The following is a 25,033-nucleotide window of genomic DNA, read 5'->3' as shown; positions in this document are numbered from 1 at the left end:
GGCCAAGCCTGGTATATCCACGATGGCAAGCGTTACTACCTCAAAGACGGCGACCTTGCCTACCAGATCATGCGTTTCTTAAGCAGTGGCATTACCAACAGCGATTTGCGGCAAATAGGGGTGGGAGAGCTTGAATGATAAGCGTATGTATACGCATTCACAATGCATTTAGACGCACAAGAGACGGCTTAAGCCGTCTCTTCTTATCGTATCGGAATTTAGCTCGAGACCTTGTCCTCCTTCTCGATAAAAAATGATTACCTTTGAGAATTGATCTGCTGCAACGATAGCTAGGGAGTCGCCATTTCGGATCAAACTTCCCATCATTGGTTTAAGAAAGATGTTGAGGTGTGTACATTTTTAATGTATCAGGTGTTTGGTGCGTCTCTTCTTTGATGAGCCGGGATAAAAACTCATTAGTTACACCCCATCCACTCCTGAGAAAATATGGTTGAGTCTCGTAACCAACTTGTGATTTATTTACGGGTAATGACATGCTATCAATTAGTTCGATTTTTGTCTATAGTTATTATGCGAGGGGAGACCTCCCCTGCCCCTCCTTCGTAAAGAGGGGATTATAGAAATGATCTCATTAAATGAATAATATGCGCATTACGTTTTACGGCGGGGCGGGGGGCGTGACAGGATCCAAGCACCTCGTGGAAATGGGGGGTTTGAAGATTTTGCTTGATTGCGGCTTTTTCCAGGGGCACCGCAAGGAAGCGAGGGAGCTTAATATGAAGCTGCCGTTTGATCCCGTATCCATTGATGCGGTGGTTTTGTCGCATGCGCACCTCGACCACTGCGGCATGCTGCCCATGATGGCGAAAGGGGGATTCAAAGGGAATGTGTATGCGACTGCGGGCACGCGCGATGTGGCTGAATGGATTATGAAAGACGCGGCGCACGTGCAGATGCAGGATGCGGAACATTTGCGGCGGCAGAAGTCAGTGGGAAGCGCCCTCGCGGAGCCGTTCTACACCTTCGATGATATAGAAGAGGTGCTCTCGCGGTTTATCGAGGTTCCCTATGTGCGGAATATGGGTGAGTGGTTTGAAATGCAAGGTTCTGTGGGAGGAAGACAAACCCCGTCATCCGACGGGGTTAGCCGCACTGACGTCCGGTTAAAATTCTATGACGCAGGCCATATCCTCGGTTCTGCCGTGACCGTATTAGAAGCGCCCGTGGACCGTACACGCAACGAATGTCTGGTATACACGGGAGACCTTGGACGCCGGGGCGCGCCGCTCATTCCTGATCCTGAATATGTCCATGAGTCGGCGGACGTGCTTCTATTGGAGAGTACGTATGGGGATCGCGTACATGCGGATTTTGCGCGGGCTAAGGAAAGGCTTAAGCTCATCATCCTTGAAACTTTGGCTAAGCAGGGAAAACTCATCGTGCCCGCTTTTGCCCTTGGCCGCACGCAAGAGTTGCTGTATCTCCTGCACCGATTGACGGATGAAAAGGAAATTCCCCGTATCCCTATTTTTGTGGACAGCCCTCTAGCTGATCGCATTACCGAGGTGTACAAAAATCACACTGATGATTTTGATAATGAGACGTGGGATGAGTTTGGCGCGCGGGGCGATGAGCCGCTGGTCTTCCGCAATCTCACCTTGGTAAAAACCGTAGAGGAATCCAAGCAGTTGAATGATATGCCCGGGCCTTTTCTCGTGATTGCAGGGTCCGGCATGTGCGAGCATGGCAGGATACAGCACCATCTCACCCGTGCGATCAGCGATCCGCGCAATACCGTGCTGATAACCGGTTTTCAGGCGGTTGATACGTTGGGGCGGAGACTCGTGGAAGGCGAGCGGAGGGTGAGAATTTATGATGGATTTTATGACGTGCGCGCGCGGATCGAGAAGCTGAACGAGCTTTCTGCCCATGCGGATCGCGATGAGCTTCTGGATTATGCCGAGCATGTGAAGGGGGTGAAAAATATTTTCCTCGTTCATGGCGAGCATGCGCAAGCAACAGGATTAAAGACCTTGCTGGAAGAGAGGCGTAAAGAGTGGAAGGTGCTGATACCAGAGAGAGGAGAGATGGTTGAAGTGGAGCGTTAGTTGATGAGTAATGAACGGATGAAACAATTTTTATCGTTTAAGGGAATTCAATGTCAATAATATAGGCTTCAACAATTTACGATCGCAAATATTTGAAGCTTGCGCTTGCAGGATACCTATATTGAGGGTGAAAGTTATAGAAAAAAATATGGGTAGTGCAGAAAGAGAGGGAAAAGTATCAATTCCGAAAATAATCTTTTCAATCCTCGCGGTGGCAGGATTGCTTACGGTCGCGCTCGTTGCTCCCAATGTAGTACAGCTTATCGATGCGTTCGGGAGAAAGCGCACGTTCCCGCGCCGGCAGTTCCGTCAAGCATTGAGACGATTGGAGCATAAAGGGTACCTCAGAGACTTAAGCGATCGTACGAAGTGGAAGTTTACGCTCACCGCCGAAGGAAAGGATATACTCGCGAAGCGGAAGATTGAAGAATTAATTATTGTGCGCCCTTCCCGGTGGGATGGGAAGTGGCGCGTGATCGTATTTGATATTCCGGAGAAATACAGACATGCACGCAATGCGCTCCGGTGGAAATTGAAAGATCTTGGCTTTCAGTGCGTGAATTTGAGTGTATGGGCGCACCCGTTTGAGTGTTCTGACGTGATCAACGCGCTCGTTGCGTACTATGGAGTAGGCGAGTACGCGCGGATGATGACGGTAGAGCGATTTGACGGGATGGTTGAGATGGAGAAGAAGTTTGATTTAGTATAGAGAGAGGATGGCTTCATTCATTAACGATCGCAAAAGTTTGAAGCCTTATCAGAAAATATAGTAAGTCAGTTTTTCGAATCGCGTTCGTTTTCTCAAACTATTTATTGAGCATGAATCATTCCCACACGGAGTATTATTCAAACAAGCAACTCCTCGCCGACATGTGGTCCTTTATTCGCCCCTATCGGGGAAAATTTTGGCTGGCGACCTTATTGCGGTTCTCAAGCGATTTGGTCTGGCTCTATCCCGCATGGGCGCTGGGGCAGATCACTACCTTTTTCGTCCATTACACGCGCGGACAGTCCCTGCGGTATTTCTGGATATTATTGGCGCTCTGGATTGCGGCAGGGTTATATAGATTTATCATCCACGAGGTTGCGAAATATCACGGCTATCAGGTGGCAGAGCGCATCGGGCTCGATGCGAAGCTAAAAACCATACAGCATCTTTTTTCGCTTGATTTGCGATGGCATGAAAAAATGCGGTCCGGGGCAAAACTGAAGCGCGTTGCGCGCGGAGGTGACGGACTGCAACACATCCTACGCATCTATTACACCAATATCATTGAATCGGTGTTGAACATTATCGCAGTGGGTTTCATTCTGAAATCATTAGGGGTCGGATTTAGTATTGCTTTTGTCCTGTTTGTGGCGACTTACTATTTCTTCTCTTATGTGCAGACCAAACGTGCAGAGTATCAATCAGTACTTGTCGATCAGAGAGAAGAAGAGGTTGATGGAGTGCTCTTTGAATCGATCAATAATATATTGACGGTGAAAACCATGGGTTTTTCCCGCGCGCTGGAGGCCTATATCAGCAAGAGTATGAATGGCTTGATGGCTGAAATCAGGAAACGGATTGTGTTCTTCCGTGTCCGTGAGGGGAGCCTGAATATCTATACTATTTTTGCGCGCCTTGCGGGATTTGTTTTTATCGGGTATGGCATGTATCAGGGTAGATTCGAAGTCGGGCTGCTCATCATGTTCAACGGTTATTTCGATCTCGTGTGGCGCGCGACTGCGGAGCTCGCCGAGGTAACGAATGATATAGCCGTTGACAAGGTGGCCGTTGGACGAATGAAGGAGCTCCTTCAGGTGCAGCCGACGATAGAGGGCGTGGGGAAATTGCCATTCTCCCCCGCGTGGCACACCATGCAGATGAAGGAGGTGTCGTTTGCCTACCGCCAGCGCAAGGTATTAAATGATATCAGCCTTACTATTGCACGGGGCGAGAAGGTCGGCATTGTGGGATTCTCCGGCGCGGGAAAATCCACTTTGTTTAAAATATTGTTAAAATTATATGAAGACTACAGCGGCGAAATCACCATTGACGGCGTATCATTGCGGGATATAGAGCGCGATTCGTATATCCATAAAATCGCGGTCGTCATGCAGGATACAGAATTATTTGATTTGAGCCTCAAGGACAATATTGCCATTGTGGCCGGGGAGAAAGAGGCGGATGAGGCAGCGCTCAAGAAAGCGCTCATGATTGCTCACCTTGATGAAATGCTCCCGCAGCTTCCTCAAGGAGTTGATACGCTCATTGGAGAGAAGGGAGTGCGGTTATCAGGGGGAGAGAAGCAGCGACTGGGCATTGCGCGGGCGGTGTACAAAAATCCGGAGATTTTGTTTTTAGACGAAGCTACCTCGCATTTAGACGCAGATTCAGAGCGCAAGATCCAGGATTCCCTGCACCAATTTTTCCAGCACGTCACCGCGATCGTCATCGCGCACCGTTTGTCCACGATAAAGGAAATGGACCGCATCGTGGTGTTGGAAAAAGGGAGCATCGTCGAGCAAGGCACATTTGCTGCGCTCCTTCGCAAGAAAGGAATATTTTATCAGCTTTGGGAGAAGCAGAAATTATAGAAGCAGATACAAGCAGATTCTGCCAGTTGGCGGACACGCGGATTGGCGCGGATAGGCGGGGTTGAAAAAAGTATTGATTTCTATTAGGATGAATACATGACCAAGGAATTACAAAAAAGTTTAGAAGTGCTGCGGGAACAGAAACCGTACTTGCAAGAGACCTACCATGTGAAAGATATAGGTATTTTTGGGTCGTTTGCGCGCGGGGAGCAGGATCAGAGGAGGCAGCGGAGCGACATTGATATTTTGGTGGATTTCCATGAAGACGCGAAGATAGGATTGATTAAATTTATCGGTTTGGAGAACTATTTGAGCGAACTGTTGGACAGAAAGGTAGATTTGGTCACAAGAGACGCGTTGAAGCCGCTTATCAAAGATAACATTTTACGCGACACGGTGTATGTCTAAGCGAAACGCCGAACTTTATATTCAGGATATTCTTGATGCCATAACGGATATTGAGGATTTTACGCGCGGGATGGCAAATAATCAATTCGTCGTGGACAAAAAGACGGTGAATGCGGTCATTAAGAGTCTAGAGATTATTGGTGAAGCGGTGAATTGTTTGCCAGGAGAATTATTGCGCGCGTATCCAGAAGTTTCCTGGAAAGAGCATATCGGAATGAGGAACAAGATAACTCATGCTTATTTCGGCGTTTCGCTCCAGATTGTATGGGACACTATTAAGGAAGATTTGCCTGTTCTGAAGCAGGCGGTAGAGAAAATAAAATCGGAATTGGTATGAACCTGGACGTATCATTGATGGATAAAATCGTGTCCCTGGCAAAGCGCCGGGGTTTTGTGTTTCCCGGGAGCGAGATCTACGGAGGGCTTGCTAATTCGTGGGATTACGGGCCTTTGGGGGTGGAATTGAAGAATAATATTAAACAATTATGGTGGAAGCGGTTCGTGCGAAGCCGGGATGACATGGTGGGGATCGATACGGCGCTCATCATGAATCCCAAAGTGTGGGAATCGAGCGGGCATTTGAAAAATTTTAGCGACCCGTTGGTGGAATGCAAAAAGTGCCATGCGCGCTTTCGCGCGGACCAATTGGGCGGCGCATGTGCAACGTGCGGAGGAAAAGAATTCACCCCCGCAAAACAATTCAATCTGATGTTCAAAACCTTCATCGGCCCGGCGGAAGAGCAGGCGAACGTGGCCTACTTTCGTCCCGAGACCGCGCAGGGGATGTTTGTGAATTTCAAAAATGTGCTTAATACGACGCGGCGGAGGCTGCCGTTTGGCATCGCGCAAATTGGAAAAGCTTTCAGGAACGAGATCACGCCGGGGAATTTCATTTTCCGCACGCGCGAGTTTGAGCAGATGGAGATAGAGTACTTCATCGCGCCTGATGACGATTGGCAATCGCGGTTTGAGGAATGGAGAGTGGAAATGAGGGCATGGATAGAGGACATTGGGATTGATTTGGCACATGTGCATGATGCAGAAATCCCTGAAGAGGAGCGGGCGCATTACTCGAAGCGCACTATTGATCTTGAATATGATTTTCCTTTTGGGAAAAGCGAATTGTACGGCTTGGCGTACCGCACTGATTTTGATTTGAAAAATCACCAAAAGTTTTCAGGGCAGTCTTTGGAATACACCGACCCTGATACGGGAGAAAAGATTACCCCGCACGTGATAGAGCCGACGTGGGGAGTGGACCGGTCGGTGCTGGCGGTATTGTGCGATAGTTATAGAGAGGCAGAGGAGGGAAAGGAAAAACGGGTGTATTTGAAAATTCCCGCCAAACTCGCGCCATACAAAGCGGCGGTGTTTCCATTGTTAAAAAATAAACCGGAGCTGGTGGCGCTGGCGCGCACGATCTACGATGATTTGAGAAAAGATTTCATGACGGCATGGGACGATCGCGGCAACATCGGCAAGCGTTACTGGGCGCAGGACGAAATCGGCACCCCGTTTTGCATTACAGTAGATTTTGATTCTTTAGAGAAGGGCGATGTGACGGTGAGGGATAGGGATACGATGAAGCAGGAGAGAGTCGCAATTAAAGAGCTACAAGAATATATCGGCGGTAGGATATAAAATAGCTTTGTGGTCATAAACTTCTTTTCTAATTTTCAATTTTCAGTTTTCAATCAATGTCACAATGAAACAATTTTTAAATGTTTGAGAATTGCATTATTGAAAATTATGGGATAGTTATAAATAAAGACTCGTATGTCAAAATTATTAAAAAGTGTTTGGTACGGGATAGTGAGCTTCTTGCCATCATTTTTCATGGGATTATTAATATTTTCCTTATTAAGCACCCTCGCTTTTATTGCACTAAGTGAAGGGATAACCACAGCAAAATTTTATAGAGAGATCGTCCTTCTAAATAGTATTTTTTCGATAGTGAATCGATATCTCATTGCTTATATAGTAGCAATTATTGCGATAGTGATAATAAGCTGTGTATTGTTTATTGTGACATTCATAAAGATTTTAAACCCAAGTTTTAATGCATCAAATCTAGGAGATCGGAGGTTGAGTATAAGGATACTTATTTCATTTGCCTCTTGGTTGATATCAATATCTCTCATCAACAATTTATTGAGAGGGTTGTTATTAGCACTAATTCCCCTAAGGTTAAATTTATTAACGACTATACTGTTATTAATAATAGATGGTTTTTTGTGGTCTCTGCTTATCCTATTTTGGCGATCTGATGGTTATTATGGTAATTTGAAAAATTTTAGGGAGTTAAGTAAAGGTTTATTTAAAGAGAAAATAAAAAATATATACCGTACGATTTTAACATTATCTGCTGGTAGAGGCAGAATTGTTGCTAAAGTTTTTTGTGTTTTATTAATAGGTATATTGGCCGACACGTTTTCGGAATCATTAATATATAATGGATTAGGACTTGCATCTGTTGGTGGTGGCCCTGAAGTCTTATGGGGTAGTCATTTTGTGTCTTTCATAAATATTGTTTTTGGCTTTTCACTTGGCAGTTTTGTGTTTCTTCCTCTGGTGTACACCTTTTTACAGAATGAAAAGAGCAGTAAGAGGGAAATATTTGCGAAGCTCATTCCAGTTCTCGTAGTTTTGGCAGCGATCGGCTATGGGTATGGGTATAATGCCCATTACATAAAAAACCTTGATTATAAGAAAGAATTTATTAATGAAGTGGGCATCACGGGAGCTGAAAATAAAACATATAATAGCTTAGTCTATTTTGATAATGGAATAAAAGTGAAAACACCCGAGGCTTTTGCTTACTATTATCCGCATTATGCAGGCGATGATACAAAAACAAGCAATGCAAGTTTGTTTGAGTTATATAACTTAACAAGCAGTTTTAGCGATGAAGAAGGAACAGAAGCAATAAATGTTATTTGTAATCCCGGAACGATAGATAAAATAAAAAGTATTGAGCCGTATCTCGCCGCAAAGGGCTATCAGTCATTACTGAGTTTAGATTATTTTACCCTCTTGGGAAGATGTTATGAGCTGAATTGGGATATAGATAATTTTATAAGGACGAAAAAGTTAAGCTTTGAAACAACGAATGCACTCATAGACGGTTTGGTGTACATTGGACCAAGGTCAATGGTAGCCCAGTATGATAAGAGCGCCATAGATGACTTTAAAAAATTTTTAGACACTGATAAATACCATATTGGTAATAACGCCAGGAGCAAAATCGCCCAGAAGTTTTCGTATTATGATGAGAGAGCAGAGGCAGAGAAATGGGCAACGGGAGACGAATTGAATGGCATTAAATGGAATAAATTTAAGGGAGGTGTCATAAAAGGCCAGGTATTCGTGAATGGCGCAGTTAATAGAAATATAAAGGTAGGCCTATTGGTAGATAAAGAAAAGAAGTACGGTATCTATTTAGGCGATATTCCAGAAAAGAGATTAGTAGCAGCGGCTGGAATAGACGAGAACGGCGATTTTACGTTTCATCAAATCATGGAGGATGAATACGAGTTAGCCTTTCTTATTTTAGGTGAAAATTTAAAGGAAAATGAAGTGAGTATTGAGTCTACTAATGCACTAAATAATTTAAAAGTTGATCTACAACATTCTGTTTATGATATGGGAGCTATGAATATTTTATGGTAAAAAAATTAACGCTTCCCAACGGCACGGCCGTTCTTTTTTGTCCTCTTCGGGAAACCGAGGCAGTGACGGTGTTGGTATTAGTGAAAGTGGGGTCGCGGTATGAGACCAAGGATGTGACGGGCGTGTCGCATTTTATTGAGCACATGATGTTCAAAGGGACTCGTCGCAGGCCCTCGAGCCTTGCATTGTCGAAAGAATTAGACAGCGTCGGCGCTGAATTCAACGCGTTCACGTCCAAGGACCACACCGGCTATTACGTGAAAGTGGTGCGTGAACACTTGCCGCTTGCGCTCGATATCCTCTCGGACATGTTGCATCATTCCCTTTTTAAGGAGAGCGAGTTGAACCGCGAGCGGGGAGTGATTATCGAGGAAATCAAAATGTATGAGGATAATCCTTTGATGAGCTTGGGCGACTTGTTTGAGGGGAGCTTGTACGGCGCACATCCTTTGGGATGGAATATTGCCGGCACGATTCCTATCATGCAGTCTGTGCCGCGGGCAAAAGTATTGAAATATTTGCGCGCGCAGTATCATCCCGACCGCACGCTGGTGGTGGTCGCGGGTAATTATTCGTCTTCTGCCAAGCGTTTAGTGGGGAAACATTTTGGCGGAGCTGGACAGAGGGGCGCACTGCACGGTTACCAAAAAGCGCCCATGATGATCCGCGAGGGCGTTTATATTAAAAATAAAGATACCAAGCAAGTGCATCTTGGATTCGGCACCATGGGTTATCCTCTTGGACATCCTGATATTGAGGCGGCAACGCTTCTGTCCATCATATTAGGCGGTACCATGTCATCGCGGCTTTTTATTTCTGTACGTGAGCGAAAAGGGTTGTGCTATTACATCCGCGCGGGATTAAACGCGTATGAGGATACGGGCAATTTCGGCGTTTTTGCCGGGGTTGATTTAAAGCGCGTGGAGCTTGCGTTGAAAACTATTATTGATGAATTAAAAAATGCGCGGCACAAGGGAGTGACAAAGGAGGAGCTCACGCGGGCGAAGGAATACATCCGCGGCAAGGTGACGCTGGATTTGGAGGATTCTGCATCCATTGCCGAGTGGTACGGGAAGCAGTATTTGTTCCTGCAAGAGCTCAAGACCCCCCACGAGAAACTGAAGCGCTATTTAAGGGTGACCATGGGTGATGTCAAGCGCGCGGCAGTACAGATGCTTGATCATCGCCGCTATACCCTCGCGCTCATCGGGCCTTTCAAGGATACGAGGCCGTTTGAGAAGATTTTGAAACGGAAATGAACCCACTAAGGAGAGCTTGGTTTTTCATTTATCTGTGGTATACTATAGGCATATGGAAGCCACGGTGATTCCCTATCGGTCAATATTCCGCGTGCTGGGCGTGCTCGCGGTGGTGGGTTTTTTCTTCATAATACGCGACATTATCGCGCTTTTATTTGTGGCGCTGGTATTTTCTGCCGCGATCGATCCGTTCGTGGATTCCTTCGCAAAACGTCAGATACCCCGTTCGCTCGGCATCCTGATCGTCTATGTTGTCATTCTCGGCGTCCTCGGCATCACGCTGACGCTCCTCATCCCTCCCTTGGTCAATGAAGTGCGCCAGCTGGCGGAAAATTTTCCCTATTATTATGACAAACTCTCCATGGGCGTCAGTTACCTGCGCGATGCCTCAAGCGGTGTCGCAACCCAAGAGAGTGTACAGCAAGTAATGGGCTCGCTTGAGAAGGCGCTTGCCACGGTCACCGCGGGCGTCTTTACCACGATATCCTCAATTTTTGGCGGTGTGGTTTCCTTCTTCATCATACTTGTCCTTACTTTCTATATGGTGGTGGATGAGGATGGCATTATGCGGTTTTTGCAAGTCATTACGCCAGAGCATGTTCATAAGGAGGTGACTGCACTCACTATCAAGATTCAGGATAAAATCGGATTGTGGCTCCGGGGGCAGCTTATTCTTATGCTGGCCATCGGCGTGTTGACTTTCATCGGCCTCACGATTATCGGCGTACCGTACGCGCTCGTGCTCGCGCTCGTCGCTGGCATCACGGAGATCATCCCTTACGCAGGGCCAGTGATCGGCTCCATTCCCGCCATCTTTATCGCGTTTACCATCTCGCCGACCATGGGCCTCTGGACCGTATTACTCTATGTCCTCATCCAGCAAGCCGAGAACCACCTGCTTGTGCCGAAGATTATGCAGAAGACCACAGGCTTGAATCCCATTATTGTGATTTTGGCGGTGCTTATCGGCGCGAGGCTTTCCGGCGTGATAGGCGCGCTCCTTGCGGTGCCGATCGCTTCTGCCATCGAGGTGCTGATCCACGAGCATTTTGATCACCACACGCGGATAAACGCAGATTAATACGCAGATACACGCAGATAACTCGATATAACTTGATGTCTACTTTGTACATCGTTGCTACTCCCATTGGGAATCTGAATGACATCACCCTCCGCGCTTTAGAAACCTTAAGGCGCGTTTCTGTTGTATATTGCGAAGACACGCGCTTGACCAGGAGGCTCTGTGAGCGGCATGGGATTGCTACTCCCATGAAGAGCTATCACCAGCATTCTTCGAGCCAAAAGGTGAGAGAGGTCATAGAGTCATTAAGGGCGGGGGACGTGGCGCTGGTGACGGACGCAGGCACGCCGGGGATCGCGGATCCGGGGAACGAGTTAGTCCATCAGTTAACAGTCGGTCAGTTTGTCAGTTCAAATACTGATAAACAGGAAACTGAAAAACTGAAAGACTTGCAAATAGTGCCCGTACCTGGGCCTTCCGCGCTTACCGCGGCAGCAAGCGTGTGCGGGTTTAACATGAGCAAGTTCCTCTTCTTGGGTTATGTGCCCAAGAAAGGGAGGAGTAATTTTTTTAAACAAGTTGCAGAGGGTGAAGTGCCTGTGATACTCTATGAAACACCGCATAGGATCGTTAAGACGCTGGAAGAATTAAATGTTATTGTACGGGCGAACGGCCGTTCGCCCGTACAAGGGACAGGTCTTGAGAGTAACTCCACCCAGCCTCCTCTTAAGGTAAGAGGAGGTGAAGGAGGAGTTATGAGACACAGGGAGCGGCAGGTAGTGGTATGCAGGGAATTGACGAAAATATACGAATCAGTGTATCGCGGCACGATCGACGAGGTGCTCGCGCAAGTGCGCAAGGACCCCATAAGGGGTGAGTATGTTATCATAATTGAAGGGGAGAAGTGAGGCATATGCCATTATCTAAGAATGAAGAAAAAATATTGAGATCCATTGTAGTGCCTTCAGAGAATAATCCTCAAGCACCTGAGTTTCCTCCCGGAAACCCAAAGTTTCCCGCAACGCCTACTTGTAAGATAAAAGTTCCGGGTTTTTCTCACGTGTGGCTCAAGGATGAGAGCGTCAATCCCTCGGGCACCCATAAAGACAGAATGGCATGGGAAATCGTGGTGACGTATCGCGATTTTTTACTGGCAAAAAAACGAGGCCAAATACATGGACCTCTACCCCAGATGTCAATAATCTCTTCCGGTTCTGCGGCATTGGCGATTCAAATGATGCTGCGGAAATACCATCTGCCGAATCTGAAGGTGCTCGTGGACAGCAACCTTGATCCTGAAGTATATAGTGCGCTTAAAAAAATAGATTGCGAGCTCTATGAAACAGATTTAGGGAAAAGGCCGCTTGCGTGGAGCGAAATTTTAACCCTAACGCATAATCCAAATGGTTTTGATATCACTTCAAGCGATGCGCTAGATCCTACCACGCGTTTCTATGATTGGATGAGCTATGAAATACTTAATAGTTCTCCTGATTATTGTTACATACCCTTCGGGACCGGCAACTTGTATGAAAATATCCTCAATATTAATAAGCGTGAAGTCACCACAAATCAACACGATCCGAGGTTTAGAGGAAATATTAAGATATTGCGGCAATGTAATTTTATCGGGGCAACATCCAATAATCCAAAAACAAAAGCTGATAAGCTTTATTCGCCGCATCTGCCATTCGTGCACTATAGTGAGCAATGGATCAAGCTTTATCGTTATGCGGGTTTCTGCGGCCCGGATTCAGATGTATTGTTAATCAAGGAAAGTTATTTGGATAAAGCTATCGAACTCGCGCACTCACAGGGAGTAAATTGCGAACCGTCCGGCATTGCAGGGCTTGCCGTAATGCTGCAGATGAAAGGCACGTTACCGCGCAATAAGAAAATGCTTATCGTCAACACGGGTAAGACGAAAATGCCAGAGATATGAGCAAATTCTACATCACCACCACGCTTCCCTACGTGAATGCAGACCCGCATATTGGATTTGCCTTGGAAATAGTGCAGGCGGATGTGATTGCGCGATGGCACGCGATGCGAGGGGATGAGGTGTTTTTTAACACTGGCACGGACGAGCATGGTTTGAAGATTTACCGCGGCGCGCAGGCGGCGGGGCTTGATCCCAAATCGTATGCGGATGCCCATGCCGCAAAATACGACGAGCTCAAGTGCGCGCTTCATTTAAGTTATAACAACTTTATCCGGACCACTGACGCGCATCATGGAGATGCCGCGCAGGAATTTTGGCGGCGGTGCGCGAAGAGGGGCGATATTTATAAAAAAAACTACCAGATCAAGTACTGCGTCGGATGCGAGCTTGAGAAGATGGAGTCGGAGCTTGAGGACGGCCGCTGCCCTCTCCATCCCCACCTTGCGCTGGAACAGGTGGATGAAGAGAATTATTTTTTCAGATATTCGCGCTATCGGGATACCCTGCTGGAATTTTATGCGAAGAATCCAGAGTTTGTAATACCGAAGAATCGCCTGTATGAGATAATAAAGTTTACCGAGAGGGGGCTCCAAGATTTCAGCATATCCCGGCTCAAATCAAAAATGCCGTGGGGCGTGCCCGTGCCGGGCGATGATCAACAGGTGATGTATGTGTGGTTTGACGCATTGGTAAACTATGTTTCAGCCGTCGGCTGGCCAGACGATCTTAAAAAGTTTAATTCATTCTGGCCAGGCGTGCAGACAGCAGGCAAGGATAACCTGCGCCAGCAGTCATCCATGTGGCAGGCGATGCTCCTCTCCGCAGGACTCCCGCTCTCGAAACAGATATTGATACACGGCTTTATTACCTCTGCGGGGCAGAAAATCTCAAAATCGCTTGGCAATACCATAAGCCCGTTTGATTATATTGAAGAGTTTGGCGCGGATGCTTTGCGGTATTACCTCCTGCGGGAAATTCCCACCCACGATGACGGTGATTTCACGCGTGAGAAGTTTCTTGCGCGCTACAATGCGAATCTCGCGAACGGCTTGGGGAATCTGGTCCAGCGCGTCACCGCGATGGTGGAGAAGTACCTTGATGGAAAGACCTCCCCAACCCCTCCTTCTAAAGGAGGGGATACACGAATATCTCCCCCTTACCCGCTTCGCCGAAGCCGAAGCGAGGCGAGCGAAAGGGGAGTAGGAGGGGGTCTTCAAGAGCAGGTTAATGACCGAATACAGTATTACCAACTTGATCAGGCGCTCGCAGTGATCTGGGCTAAAATTTCCGAGTGCGATAAGCGTGTTGATGACGAAAAACCGTGGGTCTTGGCAAAGGATGAGGCGAAGACTGAGCATCTCCAGAAACTATTGGAGGGGCTTGTGGCGGATTTGCAGGAGATCGGGCATGCGCTTGCCCCTTTTCTTCCACAGACGGCAGAGAGTATACTGAAGGTGGTTAACGCACCGAAGATTATCCCACCAGAAGCGCCATTATTTCCAAGAAAAGCGATTTAAGTCAAAATGCAAATCTCAAAATGTCCCGCTTTTCGGGATCCCGCATACCTTGAAACTACGACAATTTAAGGTGCGGGACATAATTATGGAGTCCCGCAGTGGCGGGACGTAATACCTTCATTTTGATATTTGATATTTGATTTTTAAATTTCGTTTCTATGACTCTCCTTGACCTCATCCTCGTTCTCATCATTTTCTTCTTTACGTCCACCGGATTTTGGTGCGGGCTGATCCATGCGCTTGGGGCGTTGGTCGGCACGGTCGCAGGCGTGCTCGTCGCGGGGCATTATTTTGAAACCTTTGCGGTAAAGCTTTTGGGGTTTGCGATGGGCAATGAGGGCGTAGCCAAGGTGGTTGCGTTCATCCTCATATTCCTCCTCGTGTCTCGGCTCGTGGGGTTTGTCTTCTGGATTATCAACAGAATGTTCAATGTGATTGCGAAGATACCCGTGCTGAAAAGTTTCAACCATATCGGCGGCGGCATCCTGGGATTTGCGGAAGGAGTGATAGTGACCGGCATTGCGTTGGTCATGGCGGGGAAGTATATCACCACGGGATGGTTCGTGGATGCGGTGGCCGCGTCCCAGGTCGCGCAGTGGCTCTTGAAGTATGGCCAGATACTTGTACCGCTCCTGCCTACCTCGGTGAAAGACATACGGACTATCTGGGAGCAGAGAGCTTTATACCCGTTTTGATCATTCCGCGTAGTTCTGCGTAACTATCCGCGTTTTTCTGCATCTACAGATGATAGAAGCGGATCAACGCAGATGGAAACGCGGATTAACACTGAAGGATGACTCCATTTTTAGTAGATGTTCACTCCCACGTAAACTTCGCCGCCTTTAAAGAGGACGGCGATCTTGTCTTGCGCAGGGCATTGGAAAAAAATATCTGGGTGGTAAATGTCGGTTCGCAAATAGACACCTCGCGGCGCGCCGTGGAGATCGCGGAAAAGCACCCCTGGGGCGTATACGCGATCGTGGGGCTACATCCGATACATCTGGAGGAAATGGATGTGGATGAGGAGGAGCATCACTTTACCACGCGCGCAGAGCAATTTGACGTAGGAATTTATAAGGCGCTTGCTGCGCACCCGAAAGTCGTAGCATTGGGGGAGTGCGGATTAGACTATTACCGTTTAGACGCAAACATACGCGAAGAAGAACGCGAATCAACGCGAATTGGTAACGCCCCCCAACCCCCTCTTATGGTAAGAGGGGGAGGCGATGGGGGAGTTATGGCGATTAAAGAACGGCAACGAGAAACATTGATTCATCACATTGCATTGGCGAATGAATTGAAGAAGCCCCTTATGATCCACATCCGCGCAGCAAAAGACGATCCGGACGGGGCGTACAGGGATTTGGCGGAGATAATCCGTACTTACCCAATAAATGCAAGCGGGGATGTGCACTGTTTCAGCGGGTCGCGAGAAACGGCGCAGGCGCTTCTTGATCTTGGGCTTTATCTTTCCTTTACCGGCATTGTCACATTTAAAAACGCGCATGAAGCGCGTGATTTAGTGCGGTATGTGCCGCTCAAGAGTTTGTTAGTGGAAACCGACGCTCCTTACCTTGCGCCAGACCCTTATAGGGGCAAAAGGAACGAGCCTAGTTACGTTGAATTTATAGCGCGGAAGGTAGCGGAGGTGAAGGGAGTGGATTTTAAGAAAGTGGCAGAAGTGACTACGGAGAATGCGATGAGGTTATTCAAGGGATTACGATAATTTTACGGTTAGAACAAAGGCTTCGGGGGTACGAGACACGAGAAGCCTTTATTTTTTTATTTCTGGTACTACCTACCATAGATCAGCCTCCGCGGGGGTGTTTTTGGGCCCATCTTTCTATTACTTTTCCAACTTCATTGAGAAGTAGGATAAAAAATGCGACCCATAATGCGATGTGAAGGAGGGTTAAACCTATGGTGACCAATTCTTTTAGGCCGAACATAGCTTTACTCCTTTCCATTGATTTTGGGCGAGTTGTTTTTCAACTTAACTTTCCCACCAATAAAACGAGTTGTCAAGGGCGAGTTTGGAAGGTATGATGATAATGTGCATACGGATTGTAGCGTGGCAGTTTATCTGCCACACGATCGGTTGAGTCGGAGACAAGCTCCGACGCTACATATGACGAAAAATATCATCAATTGTAGCGTGGCAGTTTATTTGCCACACGATCGGTTGAGTCGGAGACAAGCTCCGACGCTACATATGACGAAAAATATCATCAATTGTAGCGTGGCAGTTTATTTGCCACTAAGTTATTCAAAGATATGGATACCACTATAATTGTTATTGTATTAGTCATCTGTTTCGCGGGGCTTGCGTGGTTTGTGGCGAAAAAATTGCATGCATTTGAGGAGCGGCAGAAAGGAGACCAGGGGATGCTCATGCTCAACCAAAACTTGCAGGGAATGAGCCAGCGGATTGACGAGACCACGCGGGCAATCAACGAGCGGCTGGACAATGCCGCCAAAGTGGTTGCAAGCGTGGCGAAAGAGCTGGGCGCGGTGCAGGAGATGGGCAGGGGCATGAAAGACCTGCAGGATTTTCTGCGCTCGCCCAAATTGCGCGGCAATATCGGCGAACAGGTATTGCGGGACCTTTTGGAACAATATTTCCCCCATGAGCATTTTGAACTGCAATATACGTTCCAGTCAGGGGAGCGGGTGGACGCGATTTTGAAGACGGATAAAGGATTGATCCCGATTGATTCCAAATTTCCCATGGAGAATTTCGCGAAAATACTAAAGGCGGAATCAGACGGGGAGAGGGACGCGCTTAAGCGCGAATTCGTGAAAGACGTGAAGAAGCACGTGGACGCGATCGCGAAGAAATATATCCTGCCGCAGGAGGGGACCGTGGATTTTGCCGTCATGTATGTGCCGGCCGAATCTGTCTATTATGAAATCATCCGCGATGACAGCGATTTGAACGCGTATGCGAATGGGAAAAAGGTGTTTCTCGTGTCGCCGAACTCTTTCTTTTACTTTTTGAAAGTCATCATGATGGGCATGGAGGGGAAGCGCATCGAAGAGCAGGCGAAACGTATTTTAGAATTATTAATTGCCATGCAGCAGGATGCGGGGAAATTTGGCGAAGCCCTGGGCGTGGTGACAACCCATGTGACCAACGCCAAGAACGCGGTTGACCGTGCGAATAATGAGTACACTCGCCTTGCGGGGAAGATTGATCAGGTGAGGTTGTTGAAATAATAATCGCGTCTAAACGCATTTACCCCGTCACCAGAATGCTACGGTCGTAAGACCGTAGATGAATGGTCAACCCACCGAAGGAACGCTGACCAATGCCATGGGCGTAAGCCTATGGTGACGGGGTTTACTACGCATTTATACGCCATCGATAATTTGTGGTAGCGTGGCAGTTTATCTGCCACAAACAAGGAAGCGCGTTGAAGTTGAACCCCCTCTTTGAATCTCCCCCTTTCAGGGGGAGAACAACGATTGTCCTCTCCCTCCGGCAGGGGGAGGCGAGGAGGGGGTAACGATGGTCGCTGAGCAGTTTATCTGCCACCGATATGAGGATGTTGTCGCAGACAAGCTGCGACGCTACGAACGTGAGGTCGGAGATATCCCAGTCATTCGACGGGACAAGAACTCCGACGCTACAGATGATATATTATGATGAATAAAGGCTGGTTATGGGGTTTGCTCACGGCACTCATATTAAGTTTCCATGAGGCGACAGGGAAATACCTTACTCAGTATCTATCTCCTCTAGAAATCACTTGTTTTGTCGCCCTCGCGGTAGGGGTGATTATTTTGGGGCTTCGGCAGGCGGTACCAGTGATGGAAAAGCGCGCGCAACTGTCGAAGGGATGGTGGGTGAGGCTTTTATTAGGTACGGTGTTTTCAAGTGGTGCGTTCCTTCTTTTTTATTACGGTTTGAAGCATGGCACGGTCACCGAGACCGTGCTTATTTCCCAGCTGGAAGCAGCCTTTACCGCCTTTTTTGGCTTTTTATTTTTTCGCGAAAAGCTCTCGCCCCTTCAGAGCGCAGGGCTCGCGCTCGCGCTTATGGGCGCCGCAGTATTCACTACCAATCTTTCATTTCAATTCACGAAAGCAAGCATAGCGCTGCTTGCCGCGGCTGCTGCCTGGGGATTTACGAATTTAATTTATAAAAGCCTAACTCGTGAGGCAGACGCGATGCTCCTCACAGGAATGCGGTACTTGCTCGGCGGGATTATCGTAGCCCCCCTGCTTGTGGGGCGCGAAATTCATCTTGCGGGTGCGGCGTGGGGATGGCTCTTACTTAACGCATTAGTGCTGGGGTTGGGAATGGTATGCCTTTTTGAAGCGATGAGGAATTATAAAAATACCGCGGCTGCCACGATTTGGTATTTGCCCGCGGCTATTGGATCAAGCTTGGTGGGCGCGCTTTTTTTCGGTGATCGATTATCCCTTCTTCAAGTATTCGCCGCCTGCACTATAATTATAGGCGTGGTACTAGTAATTCAGTATGATAACCAATCCGCTCCCTACCTACCAAAGTGACAAGCGCATGCCGCTTGAGCGCATTTTTGGGTCTTTAGCGGCACTGTATCGCGCAGGAGGTTGGAAACGGGAATGCATATTCATGCAATCTTTCCTTTTGCGTGGGAAAGAATACGCATTGCCCATCCTTTCCTACCGGAGTGCGCGCAAAGGACCTTCCTTGTGGCTGCTCGCGGGCGTGCATGGGGAAGAGCCGGCAGGGCCTAATGCCGTGGCGCAATGCACGGCGTATATAAGGGAACTGGGGAAAAAGATTCCGGTTGTGCTTTTTCCGTTATTGAATTCCTCCGGGTATCGGCGCAATTGGCGGTATCCCGACCGCCGGTATAGGCCGAGGGATAATAAAAGCTTCCAGAGCGTGAGCGATGCCGAGCATGTGTTGTTGGACTTAACGCATCACCGTAAACCCCGCTCTCACTCTCCTTCCTCTACGGTATCCGCGCACATGATTGCCGCAGTCTTGCGTTACGCGAAACAATATCCTCCGCGGCTGGTGGTGAACCTTCACGAGGATGCGAGCAACGTTGATCCCTATATTTATGTGAATAGTCGTTTGGGCGCGCGTGACCCGGTCGCGTTGGGAATAGTGAACATTATCAAGCGCCATGGATTCAGACTTAAAATGAGCGGCAGGGTATGGAACGGCGGCATAAAAGTTGAGGTGCAAAATGGTATCGTCGCAGATGTCAGTGATGGGTCAGTGGACGAGCTCTTAAGTGCCAAAAGAATTTTTTTAAACGGAAAAGTCGTGCGCGGCCCTTCAGCGCAGTGCGCGGTGGTGGTCGAAACAAAAGCGCTCCATGTTCCGTTATCAAAACGCGTGCGCGTCCATGCCGCAATCATCAAATCCCTCGGACGTTTCTGGAAAATGCTTTCATCGTATCCGAATCTCAACCCGTAGCGTTGGAGCTCTTGTCCGGTTGAATAACCGGATGTCTCCGACAAATCGGCGGCTCTCATGCCATAAGAAGAGGCTCGAGATGGTCGAGCCTTTTTCGGTTTCTAAGAACGCTTCGGGAACTGACAATTTTATTCGGCCCCAGTACCGCTCCGACGTAACGTCGGAGGGTACGGGGTAAACGTCGCTCACTCGAGAGCGCCCCTGCCCCGTTGGTCCCGCCTTGGCGGGATCCTTTCGGGGTTTCCGCCGAAAAAATTGCAGTTCCCTCGCGTATCTTATTATCGTTGGAACGCATACTTAACCGCGTTATAACTCACTGTGTAGGTTAAGAATGCGATGAATACTATCCAATAGCCACTAATGATGGAATAGATGAAAGTTGGAATTGGATAGTAGGGCATGATCTCGAAAAAGGTGGCGAGGGGACCACTCTTTTTCAAGACGTCATCTAGGAAATCTTTGGTTGAACCAAAGATCACAAAAATGACATAGAACGCTCCAAAGAGGAAGGGGTGGAGGGGGGAGGAGAACAGAAAGGTGAGGATAATGAGTGAGGAGGCGAGTTGGTGATTGAAGTAGTCCAGTCTACCTCGAACGATGAAGGCCAGATTCATCGCCAACATGATGTTGGCGATGAACTCGTCCACAAGAACGAGCAGCGATCCAAAAATCCCCCACAGTATCCCGAAGAGGATCGCGTCTCCGCGGAATAGCCACAGACCGTGCTCATCACACAGGTCTGCCAGTTTCATCGTCGCCCCATAAAGGGAGGCGATAATTATGATTGTTAACATGCATTTTCTCTCTTTCAAAACGGGACGGCGAATTTCACCACAAGGTGAGGCTCGATTGGGAAAGTGAAGATGATTTCAGTCCCCACTTTCCATTTTTTACGATTCACCGCCATGGACATGGCCATAGCGGCGGCTGGCTCCCAACCGCCATTGGTTAGGAGGTAGCCACCGCCGAGGAAGAGCGATGACTCCTTTGAGGGAGAAGGGAATTCCTTTCCTCCAAGTGTGAGGAGGTAAGGATATCCTCCTACTCGTCCCTCGGAAAGAAGCGTGATTCCTCGTACTTCTCGTCCGAGTTTGAGGAGAAGGAAGGTTTTTTCTTCAATAACTCCGACCCTTATCTCTCCATTCCACCCTTTCCAGACGGCACCGACGCCAGCAGATGGGACGAGTGTTCCGTCTCCTACTCCCCCCGCCCCCACAAATTTAATCTGTGCGTGGGCGGTTACCGCACAGAGTAAAAGTATCAAAATTTTTGTTTTCATTTTATTTCTCCCATTTTATTGATATTTTAATCTGTAGCGTCGGAGCTTGTCTCCGACCACGTGAGTGGCAGATAAACTGCCACGCTACAGTTTATATTTTTCAAATGGTAAATTACTAAATTTATACAATTCAGTTAGTTCCCAGAGAGTAGGATCCTTGACATTAAATTTCTTTAAGACCTGTTTTGATATGTCAGCATAGTGTTCCATGAGTTGCATGGTTGCATCCACGCCGCCGTTATCAATGACGAATTTCGTTATTAAATTTTTTTTGGAGAGCGTAAGTTTCTTGCCAATCATACGGATAATGACGGGATCAAATTTATTCTTGAGCGCTGTAAGTACCGGATAGGTAATCTTGCCTATTTCCAAATCACCCATGAAAGATTCATGTTCTTTGCCTTTGAGTCCTTTCGAGCCAGTTCCTTGCTTCACAAAGTAGGGATCAATTAAGTCTTTGAGGTCGTTATCAATGAGGTACCTAAACCCAAGCCCAAGGCCGTATGTTTGCCATTTATCGGCGATGGCAATGTTATGGGTTGCAAAGAGTGCTGCCATCCTTACGATATGTTCATAAAATTTTCCGGTGCGGAGATCAACTCGTATCAAGTAATGACTCACATTCTTTTCCATAGTCTGACGCAGATATTGTGTACGGAAATTTAAGTCGCTACGCAGTTTTTCTTGTAAATCATAATTTTCTTTTTCCATTTGATAAATGCTTGTATGAATGATATTAAAAGAACGTATAACCTCTGCGCGAATGTACGCAGGAATACCGGCAGTAATTAATTCCTGTATAAGGAGTTCAAGGCTCCACATGTGCAGGTATTGTCCGACGAGAATGGCTATTCTTTTACTGAAAATTTTATGGAGCGTCGGTTCGCCGCCACGGTAATCAGAATCATCAAAGACATCGTCGATCGCATAGGTGGCGCGGTTGTAGATTTCAATAATACCGCCAAGGCGATATTTGAAATTCGCATTGAAGCTGCAGGTGGTTTCCAAATAAGAAAATACGCGCTCAAACACAACCGGCCGCGATTTAAGCACGCCGCGACGTCCGCCTTTTTGTTTGCGCGATATTATTTCAATAAGATATGAGATTGCGCGCACAGTTTCTGCATCGTGTAGGCCTTCTTGTCGTATCTGGGCAAGCGCCCATTGTTGGTAGGCTTGAGTGAATGTGAGAAGTTTATCAGGATCAGTGATTAACTCATCGATGCATTTTCCGCGCGTGAGCTCTGCTTCTGTGACTGCGATAAAGCAATCGCGACCATCGGTATAATTATCGGTCCATGGGCGATCGAACATCGAGCCATTACATTGGTAAATCATTGCCGCGAAGTTCTCGTGAATTATACCCCCACCTTGCGCCTCCCCCTGCCGATGGGGGAGGACAGCCGGCAATCGCTGTTCTCTCTTTTCAGGGGGAGACTGAAGAGAGTGTTCCACGGGGGAATGACAAACCAGTGGGAGTTTTGTCAGAAGCCCTCGCAGATACTCATCCACATAAAAATTTACTGATCGAAAATAGTACCTAATATTTTTTGGTAAGGATTTCATACACTTCGCGTACTTTATAAGGTAGTTCATTAAGAGAAGCGATAAGGTAGTGCGGCTTATTACCAATGATAGGGTCCTCGCGAAACACCTGGAATGTGGTAGGGCTATCAGTAATAAACGCGTCGCAGCCACCCTTCACCATCCAGTCACGCAAGAAACTTATTCGATCTGCAACGTAGACGATTACTGGTTTCTCCGCCTTCCTATACCAGCCGATCTCAAAGGCGCAGTCATTGCCATAAGGAGGCAAGAGCAGACATAAGTCTGATTTTTCCATTTCTTTTATACAGTTGGTGTACACATGGTAGGGGAAGTATTCATCGCTTACCCTTTTTGGTGTCATGGTTTGAGGGAGAAAGACGGAAAAATCTCGATTGTTAAAATAGTTACAAATTTTCTGATTATACTCACTCGAGCGGATGGGAGCTGAAAGATAAAGCCGTAAAGTGTTATAGGTAGGTTTTAAGTCTCGTTCTTCCATAAGGGTGTCTGATTAAGAATAACATCCTAGTATAGGGGAAAGTATAAATTTGTTTATTTATTATATAAATCTTATGCGATAATTGTTAATAATGGCTTGAAATAAAGAAAAATATATGCTAATATTAAAGTATAAATATAGTGATACTTTATGAATTTAGAACAGGAATTAAGTAAAATTTTGGCTAAGATTGGACTTACCACAAGAGAACGGCAAGTATTTTTGGAACTCGCAAGTTCTGGTCCCAGCACCTTAAAAGAGTTAATTTTGAAGACAAAATTAAAAAAACCCACTGTGTATAGGGTCGTTACCGATCTTGAGACAAAGGGTCTAATCTATTCAGACAGTAAAAAATATGAGAAACATTACACGGCGCATGAACCAAAAAGAATTCTGGCACAATTGGGAAATGAGCAGAGGAAGACGCGGAGGCTCGAGCTTGAGTTCGCGGAGTTATTGCCGCAGTTAAATGCGATGTTTAGAAGTGGTGGAGGGAAGCCGAAGGTTGAAATATATCAAACAAAAGAGGGGTATGAGGCGTTGTCGAATCAAAGCCTTGAATGTAGTGAGAAAGTTATTTATTATCTGGGGAACATTGAGAATATCCTCCAAGTATTAGGAGAGGACTACGATCGCGAGTACTATATCCCGACGCGGTTGAAGCGAGATGTTGCCTATCGATTGCTCACGCTTGATACGCCGTTAATGCAAGAGTATAAAAAGCTCGATGCCAATCAGAATCGGCAGACGAGATTTATACCAAAAGAGATGATGATGGAGACGACGATTATGATTTTCGATAATACCGTGGCTTTTTTTTCCGAAGCGAAAGAGATGCTCGCGCTCGCGATTACTTCTGAATCAATTGCGAAGACAATGAAGCTTATATTTCAAGATTTGTGGTCACATGCAGAATAAACCATCAGGCATAACAAAGTTCCGGAAGGTCATTTGGAATTACTACCGTGCTCATGGGAGGCACACGTTATCGTGGCGCCGCACGCGAGATCCCTATAGGATACTGGTGTCTGAAATCATGCTCCAGCAGACGCAGGTTGAAAGGGTGTTGAAATTTTGCCCGAGATTTGTAAAGACATTTCCAAATTTTCTCACGCTCGCTCGGGCGCCACTGAAATCAATTCTTAAATGTTGGCAAGGGATGGGATACAACCGGAGGGTGGTAGCACTGAAGGTCGTCACTGAATTCCACGGAAGATTGCCGCATGATGTTGAGGTATTGAGATCGTTGCCGGGCATAGGGCAGGCGACTGCGGGCGCGATCGCGGCGTTTGCTTATAATTTACCTGTGGTGTTTATAGAGACGAATATAAGACGCACCTACATTCATCATTTTTTTACGAGAGAACACACCCCCTCTTCACGTCTCCCCCTTTTTAGGGGGAGAACAATAGGTGATCAAGAAATCTTGAAATTCGTTAAATTAACACTTGACCGCAAGAATCCGCGCGAATGGTATTGGGCGCTTATGGATTATGGGGCGATGCTCGGGAAAATTGAAAGAGACAATCCCAATCGGCGCAGCAGCGCCTATCGGAGACAGCCAAAATTTGAGGGATCGCGAAGGCAGTTGCGGGGCGAGGTTTTGCGGTTATTATTAAAGAAGAAGAATGTTTCGAAGGCAGCGCTTAAAGAGTTTAGCGCTGTGTTGCCGGAATTGCTGCAGGAGGGGTTTATAAGGGAAAGTAAAGGAAAGTATAGGTTGGTATAAGTATAGGTCGAATAAGCCACAGTGGTTATATTTTTGTTTATATTAGCCAAAAAAATTTAGCCACACTTGATGATTTTAAGAAAAATCGCTACAA

At 47.1% G+C, this 25,033-nt stretch carries 23 protein-coding genes; 19 read left to right on the top strand and 4 right to left on the bottom strand.

Annotation, left to right across the window (positions count from 1 at the left end):
• The first annotated feature begins 605 nt into the window (after positions 1–605).
• The 17 genes from WC659_05540 (at position 606) to WC659_05460 (ending at position 19,884) form a co-directional block, all read left to right on the top strand.
• The gene (locus WC659_05540) at positions 606–2,069 is read left to right on the top strand and encodes an MBL fold metallo-hydrolase (protein MFA4873370.1); all 1,464 of its coding nucleotides are present in this window, start codon (positions 606–608) and stop codon (positions 2,067–2,069) included.
• A 148-nt stretch (positions 2,070–2,217) separates the two neighbouring features.
• Positions 2,218–2,778: a hypothetical protein gene (locus tag WC659_05535; protein MFA4873369.1), complete on the top strand. Its 561-nt coding sequence runs from the start codon at positions 2,218–2,220 to the stop codon at positions 2,776–2,778.
• Between the two features lie 110 nt (positions 2,779–2,888).
• Positions 2,889–4,649 (top strand): ABC transporter ATP-binding protein, encoded by a 1,761-nt coding sequence (locus tag WC659_05530; GenBank protein ID MFA4873368.1) that lies wholly within the window; start codon positions 2,889–2,891, stop codon positions 4,647–4,649.
• 96 nt (positions 4,650–4,745) lie between these two features.
• The gene (locus tag WC659_05525; protein MFA4873367.1) at positions 4,746–5,057 is read left to right on the top strand and encodes a nucleotidyltransferase family protein; all 312 of its coding nucleotides are present in this window, start codon (positions 4,746–4,748) and stop codon (positions 5,055–5,057) included.
• A complete protein-coding gene (locus WC659_05520) occupies positions 5,050–5,394 on the top strand; it encodes a DUF86 domain-containing protein (protein MFA4873366.1) in 345 nt (114 codons plus the stop codon). The genes WC659_05525 and WC659_05520 overlap by 8 nt, the downstream gene beginning before the upstream one ends.
• On the top strand, positions 5,391–6,698 hold the full coding sequence (locus WC659_05515; GenBank protein MFA4873365.1) for a glycine--tRNA ligase: 1,308 nt from the start codon (positions 5,391–5,393) through the stop codon (positions 6,696–6,698). The genes WC659_05520 and WC659_05515 overlap by 4 nt, the downstream gene beginning before the upstream one ends.
• 135 nt (positions 6,699–6,833) lie before the next feature.
• A complete protein-coding gene (locus WC659_05510) occupies positions 6,834–8,726 on the top strand; it encodes a hypothetical protein (GenBank protein ID MFA4873364.1) in 1,893 nt (630 codons plus the stop codon).
• A complete protein-coding gene (locus tag WC659_05505) occupies positions 8,720–9,985 on the top strand; it encodes a pitrilysin family protein (GenBank protein ID MFA4873363.1) in 1,266 nt (421 codons plus the stop codon). The genes WC659_05510 and WC659_05505 overlap by 7 nt, the downstream gene beginning before the upstream one ends.
• A 52-nt stretch (positions 9,986–10,037) precedes the next feature.
• A complete protein-coding gene (locus WC659_05500; GenBank protein ID MFA4873362.1) occupies positions 10,038–11,066 on the top strand; it encodes an AI-2E family transporter in 1,029 nt (342 codons plus the stop codon).
• A 35-nt stretch (positions 11,067–11,101) separates the two neighbouring features.
• Positions 11,102–11,914 carry a 16S rRNA (cytidine(1402)-2'-O)-methyltransferase gene (rsmI, locus tag WC659_05495; GenBank protein ID MFA4873361.1) on the top strand — a complete coding sequence of 271 codons (813 nt, stop codon included), beginning with the start codon at positions 11,102–11,104 and terminating at the stop codon, positions 11,912–11,914.
• A 5-nt stretch (positions 11,915–11,919) separates the two neighbouring features.
• The gene (locus tag WC659_05490; GenBank protein ID MFA4873360.1) at positions 11,920–12,948 is read left to right on the top strand and encodes a PLP-dependent lyase/thiolase; all 1,029 of its coding nucleotides are present in this window, start codon (positions 11,920–11,922) and stop codon (positions 12,946–12,948) included.
• On the top strand, positions 12,945–14,465 hold the full coding sequence (locus WC659_05485; protein ID MFA4873359.1) for a methionine--tRNA ligase: 1,521 nt from the start codon (positions 12,945–12,947) through the stop codon (positions 14,463–14,465). Before WC659_05490 ends, WC659_05485 begins: the two co-directional genes overlap by 4 nt.
• A gap of 158 nt (positions 14,466–14,623) precedes the next feature.
• Positions 14,624–15,160 (top strand): CvpA family protein, encoded by a 537-nt coding sequence (locus WC659_05480; protein ID MFA4873358.1) that lies wholly within the window; start codon positions 14,624–14,626, stop codon positions 15,158–15,160.
• Between the two features lie 98 nt (positions 15,161–15,258).
• Positions 15,259–16,191 (top strand): TatD family hydrolase, encoded by a 933-nt coding sequence (locus WC659_05475; GenBank protein MFA4873357.1) that lies wholly within the window; start codon positions 15,259–15,261, stop codon positions 16,189–16,191.
• Positions 16,192–16,739: 548 nt separating this feature from the next.
• Complete coding sequence (locus WC659_05470; GenBank protein MFA4873356.1) at positions 16,740–17,681, top strand: DNA recombination protein RmuC; 942 nt, start codon at positions 16,740–16,742, stop codon at positions 17,679–17,681.
• Between the two features lie 426 nt (positions 17,682–18,107).
• Positions 18,108–18,983, top strand: a complete 876-nt coding sequence (locus WC659_05465) for a DMT family transporter (protein MFA4873355.1) — start codon at positions 18,108–18,110, stop codon at positions 18,981–18,983.
• On the top strand, positions 18,949–19,884 hold the full coding sequence (locus WC659_05460) for a hypothetical protein (GenBank protein ID MFA4873354.1): 936 nt from the start codon (positions 18,949–18,951) through the stop codon (positions 19,882–19,884). Before WC659_05465 ends, WC659_05460 begins: the two co-directional genes overlap by 35 nt.
• Before the next feature lie 278 nt (positions 19,885–20,162).
• On the opposite strand, the gene WC659_05455 is transcribed toward WC659_05460, so the two are convergent.
• The 4 genes from WC659_05455 to WC659_05440 form a co-directional block, all read right to left on the bottom strand.
• Positions 20,163–20,678 carry a hypothetical protein gene (locus WC659_05455; GenBank protein ID MFA4873353.1) on the bottom strand — a complete coding sequence of 172 codons (516 nt, stop codon included), beginning with the start codon at positions 20,676–20,678 and terminating at the stop codon, positions 20,163–20,165.
• A gap of 14 nt (positions 20,679–20,692) precedes the next feature.
• Positions 20,693–21,148 (bottom strand): hypothetical protein, encoded by a 456-nt coding sequence (locus tag WC659_05450; GenBank protein ID MFA4873352.1) that lies wholly within the window; start codon positions 21,146–21,148, stop codon positions 20,693–20,695.
• Positions 21,149–21,247: 99 nt separating this feature from the next.
• Entirely contained in the window at positions 21,248–22,729 is a 1,482-nt protein-coding gene (locus WC659_05445) for a polyprenyl synthetase family protein (GenBank protein ID MFA4873351.1), read from the bottom strand.
• On the bottom strand, positions 22,704–23,210 hold the full coding sequence (locus WC659_05440) for a hypothetical protein (GenBank protein ID MFA4873350.1): 507 nt from the start codon (positions 23,208–23,210) through the stop codon (positions 22,704–22,706). Before WC659_05440 ends, WC659_05445 begins: the two co-directional genes overlap by 26 nt.
• A gap of 150 nt (positions 23,211–23,360) precedes the next feature.
• Here WC659_05440 and WC659_05435 point away from each other — a divergent pair, with 150 nt between their 5' ends.
• Positions 23,361–24,128: a helix-turn-helix domain-containing protein gene (locus WC659_05435; protein ID MFA4873349.1), complete on the top strand. Its 768-nt coding sequence runs from the start codon at positions 23,361–23,363 to the stop codon at positions 24,126–24,128.
• A complete protein-coding gene (locus WC659_05430) occupies positions 24,118–24,939 on the top strand; it encodes an A/G-specific adenine glycosylase (GenBank protein ID MFA4873348.1) in 822 nt (273 codons plus the stop codon). Before WC659_05435 ends, WC659_05430 begins: the two co-directional genes overlap by 11 nt.
• Positions 24,940–25,033: the final 94 nt, after the last annotated feature.

It is taken from the genome of Patescibacteria group bacterium (genome assembly GCA_041645165.1).
Lineage (GTDB): Bacteria > Patescibacteriota > Patescibacteriia > 2-02-FULL-49-11 > 2-02-FULL-49-11 > 2-02-FULL-49-11.
This window is presented reverse-complemented; position numbering and strand designations above follow the sequence as displayed.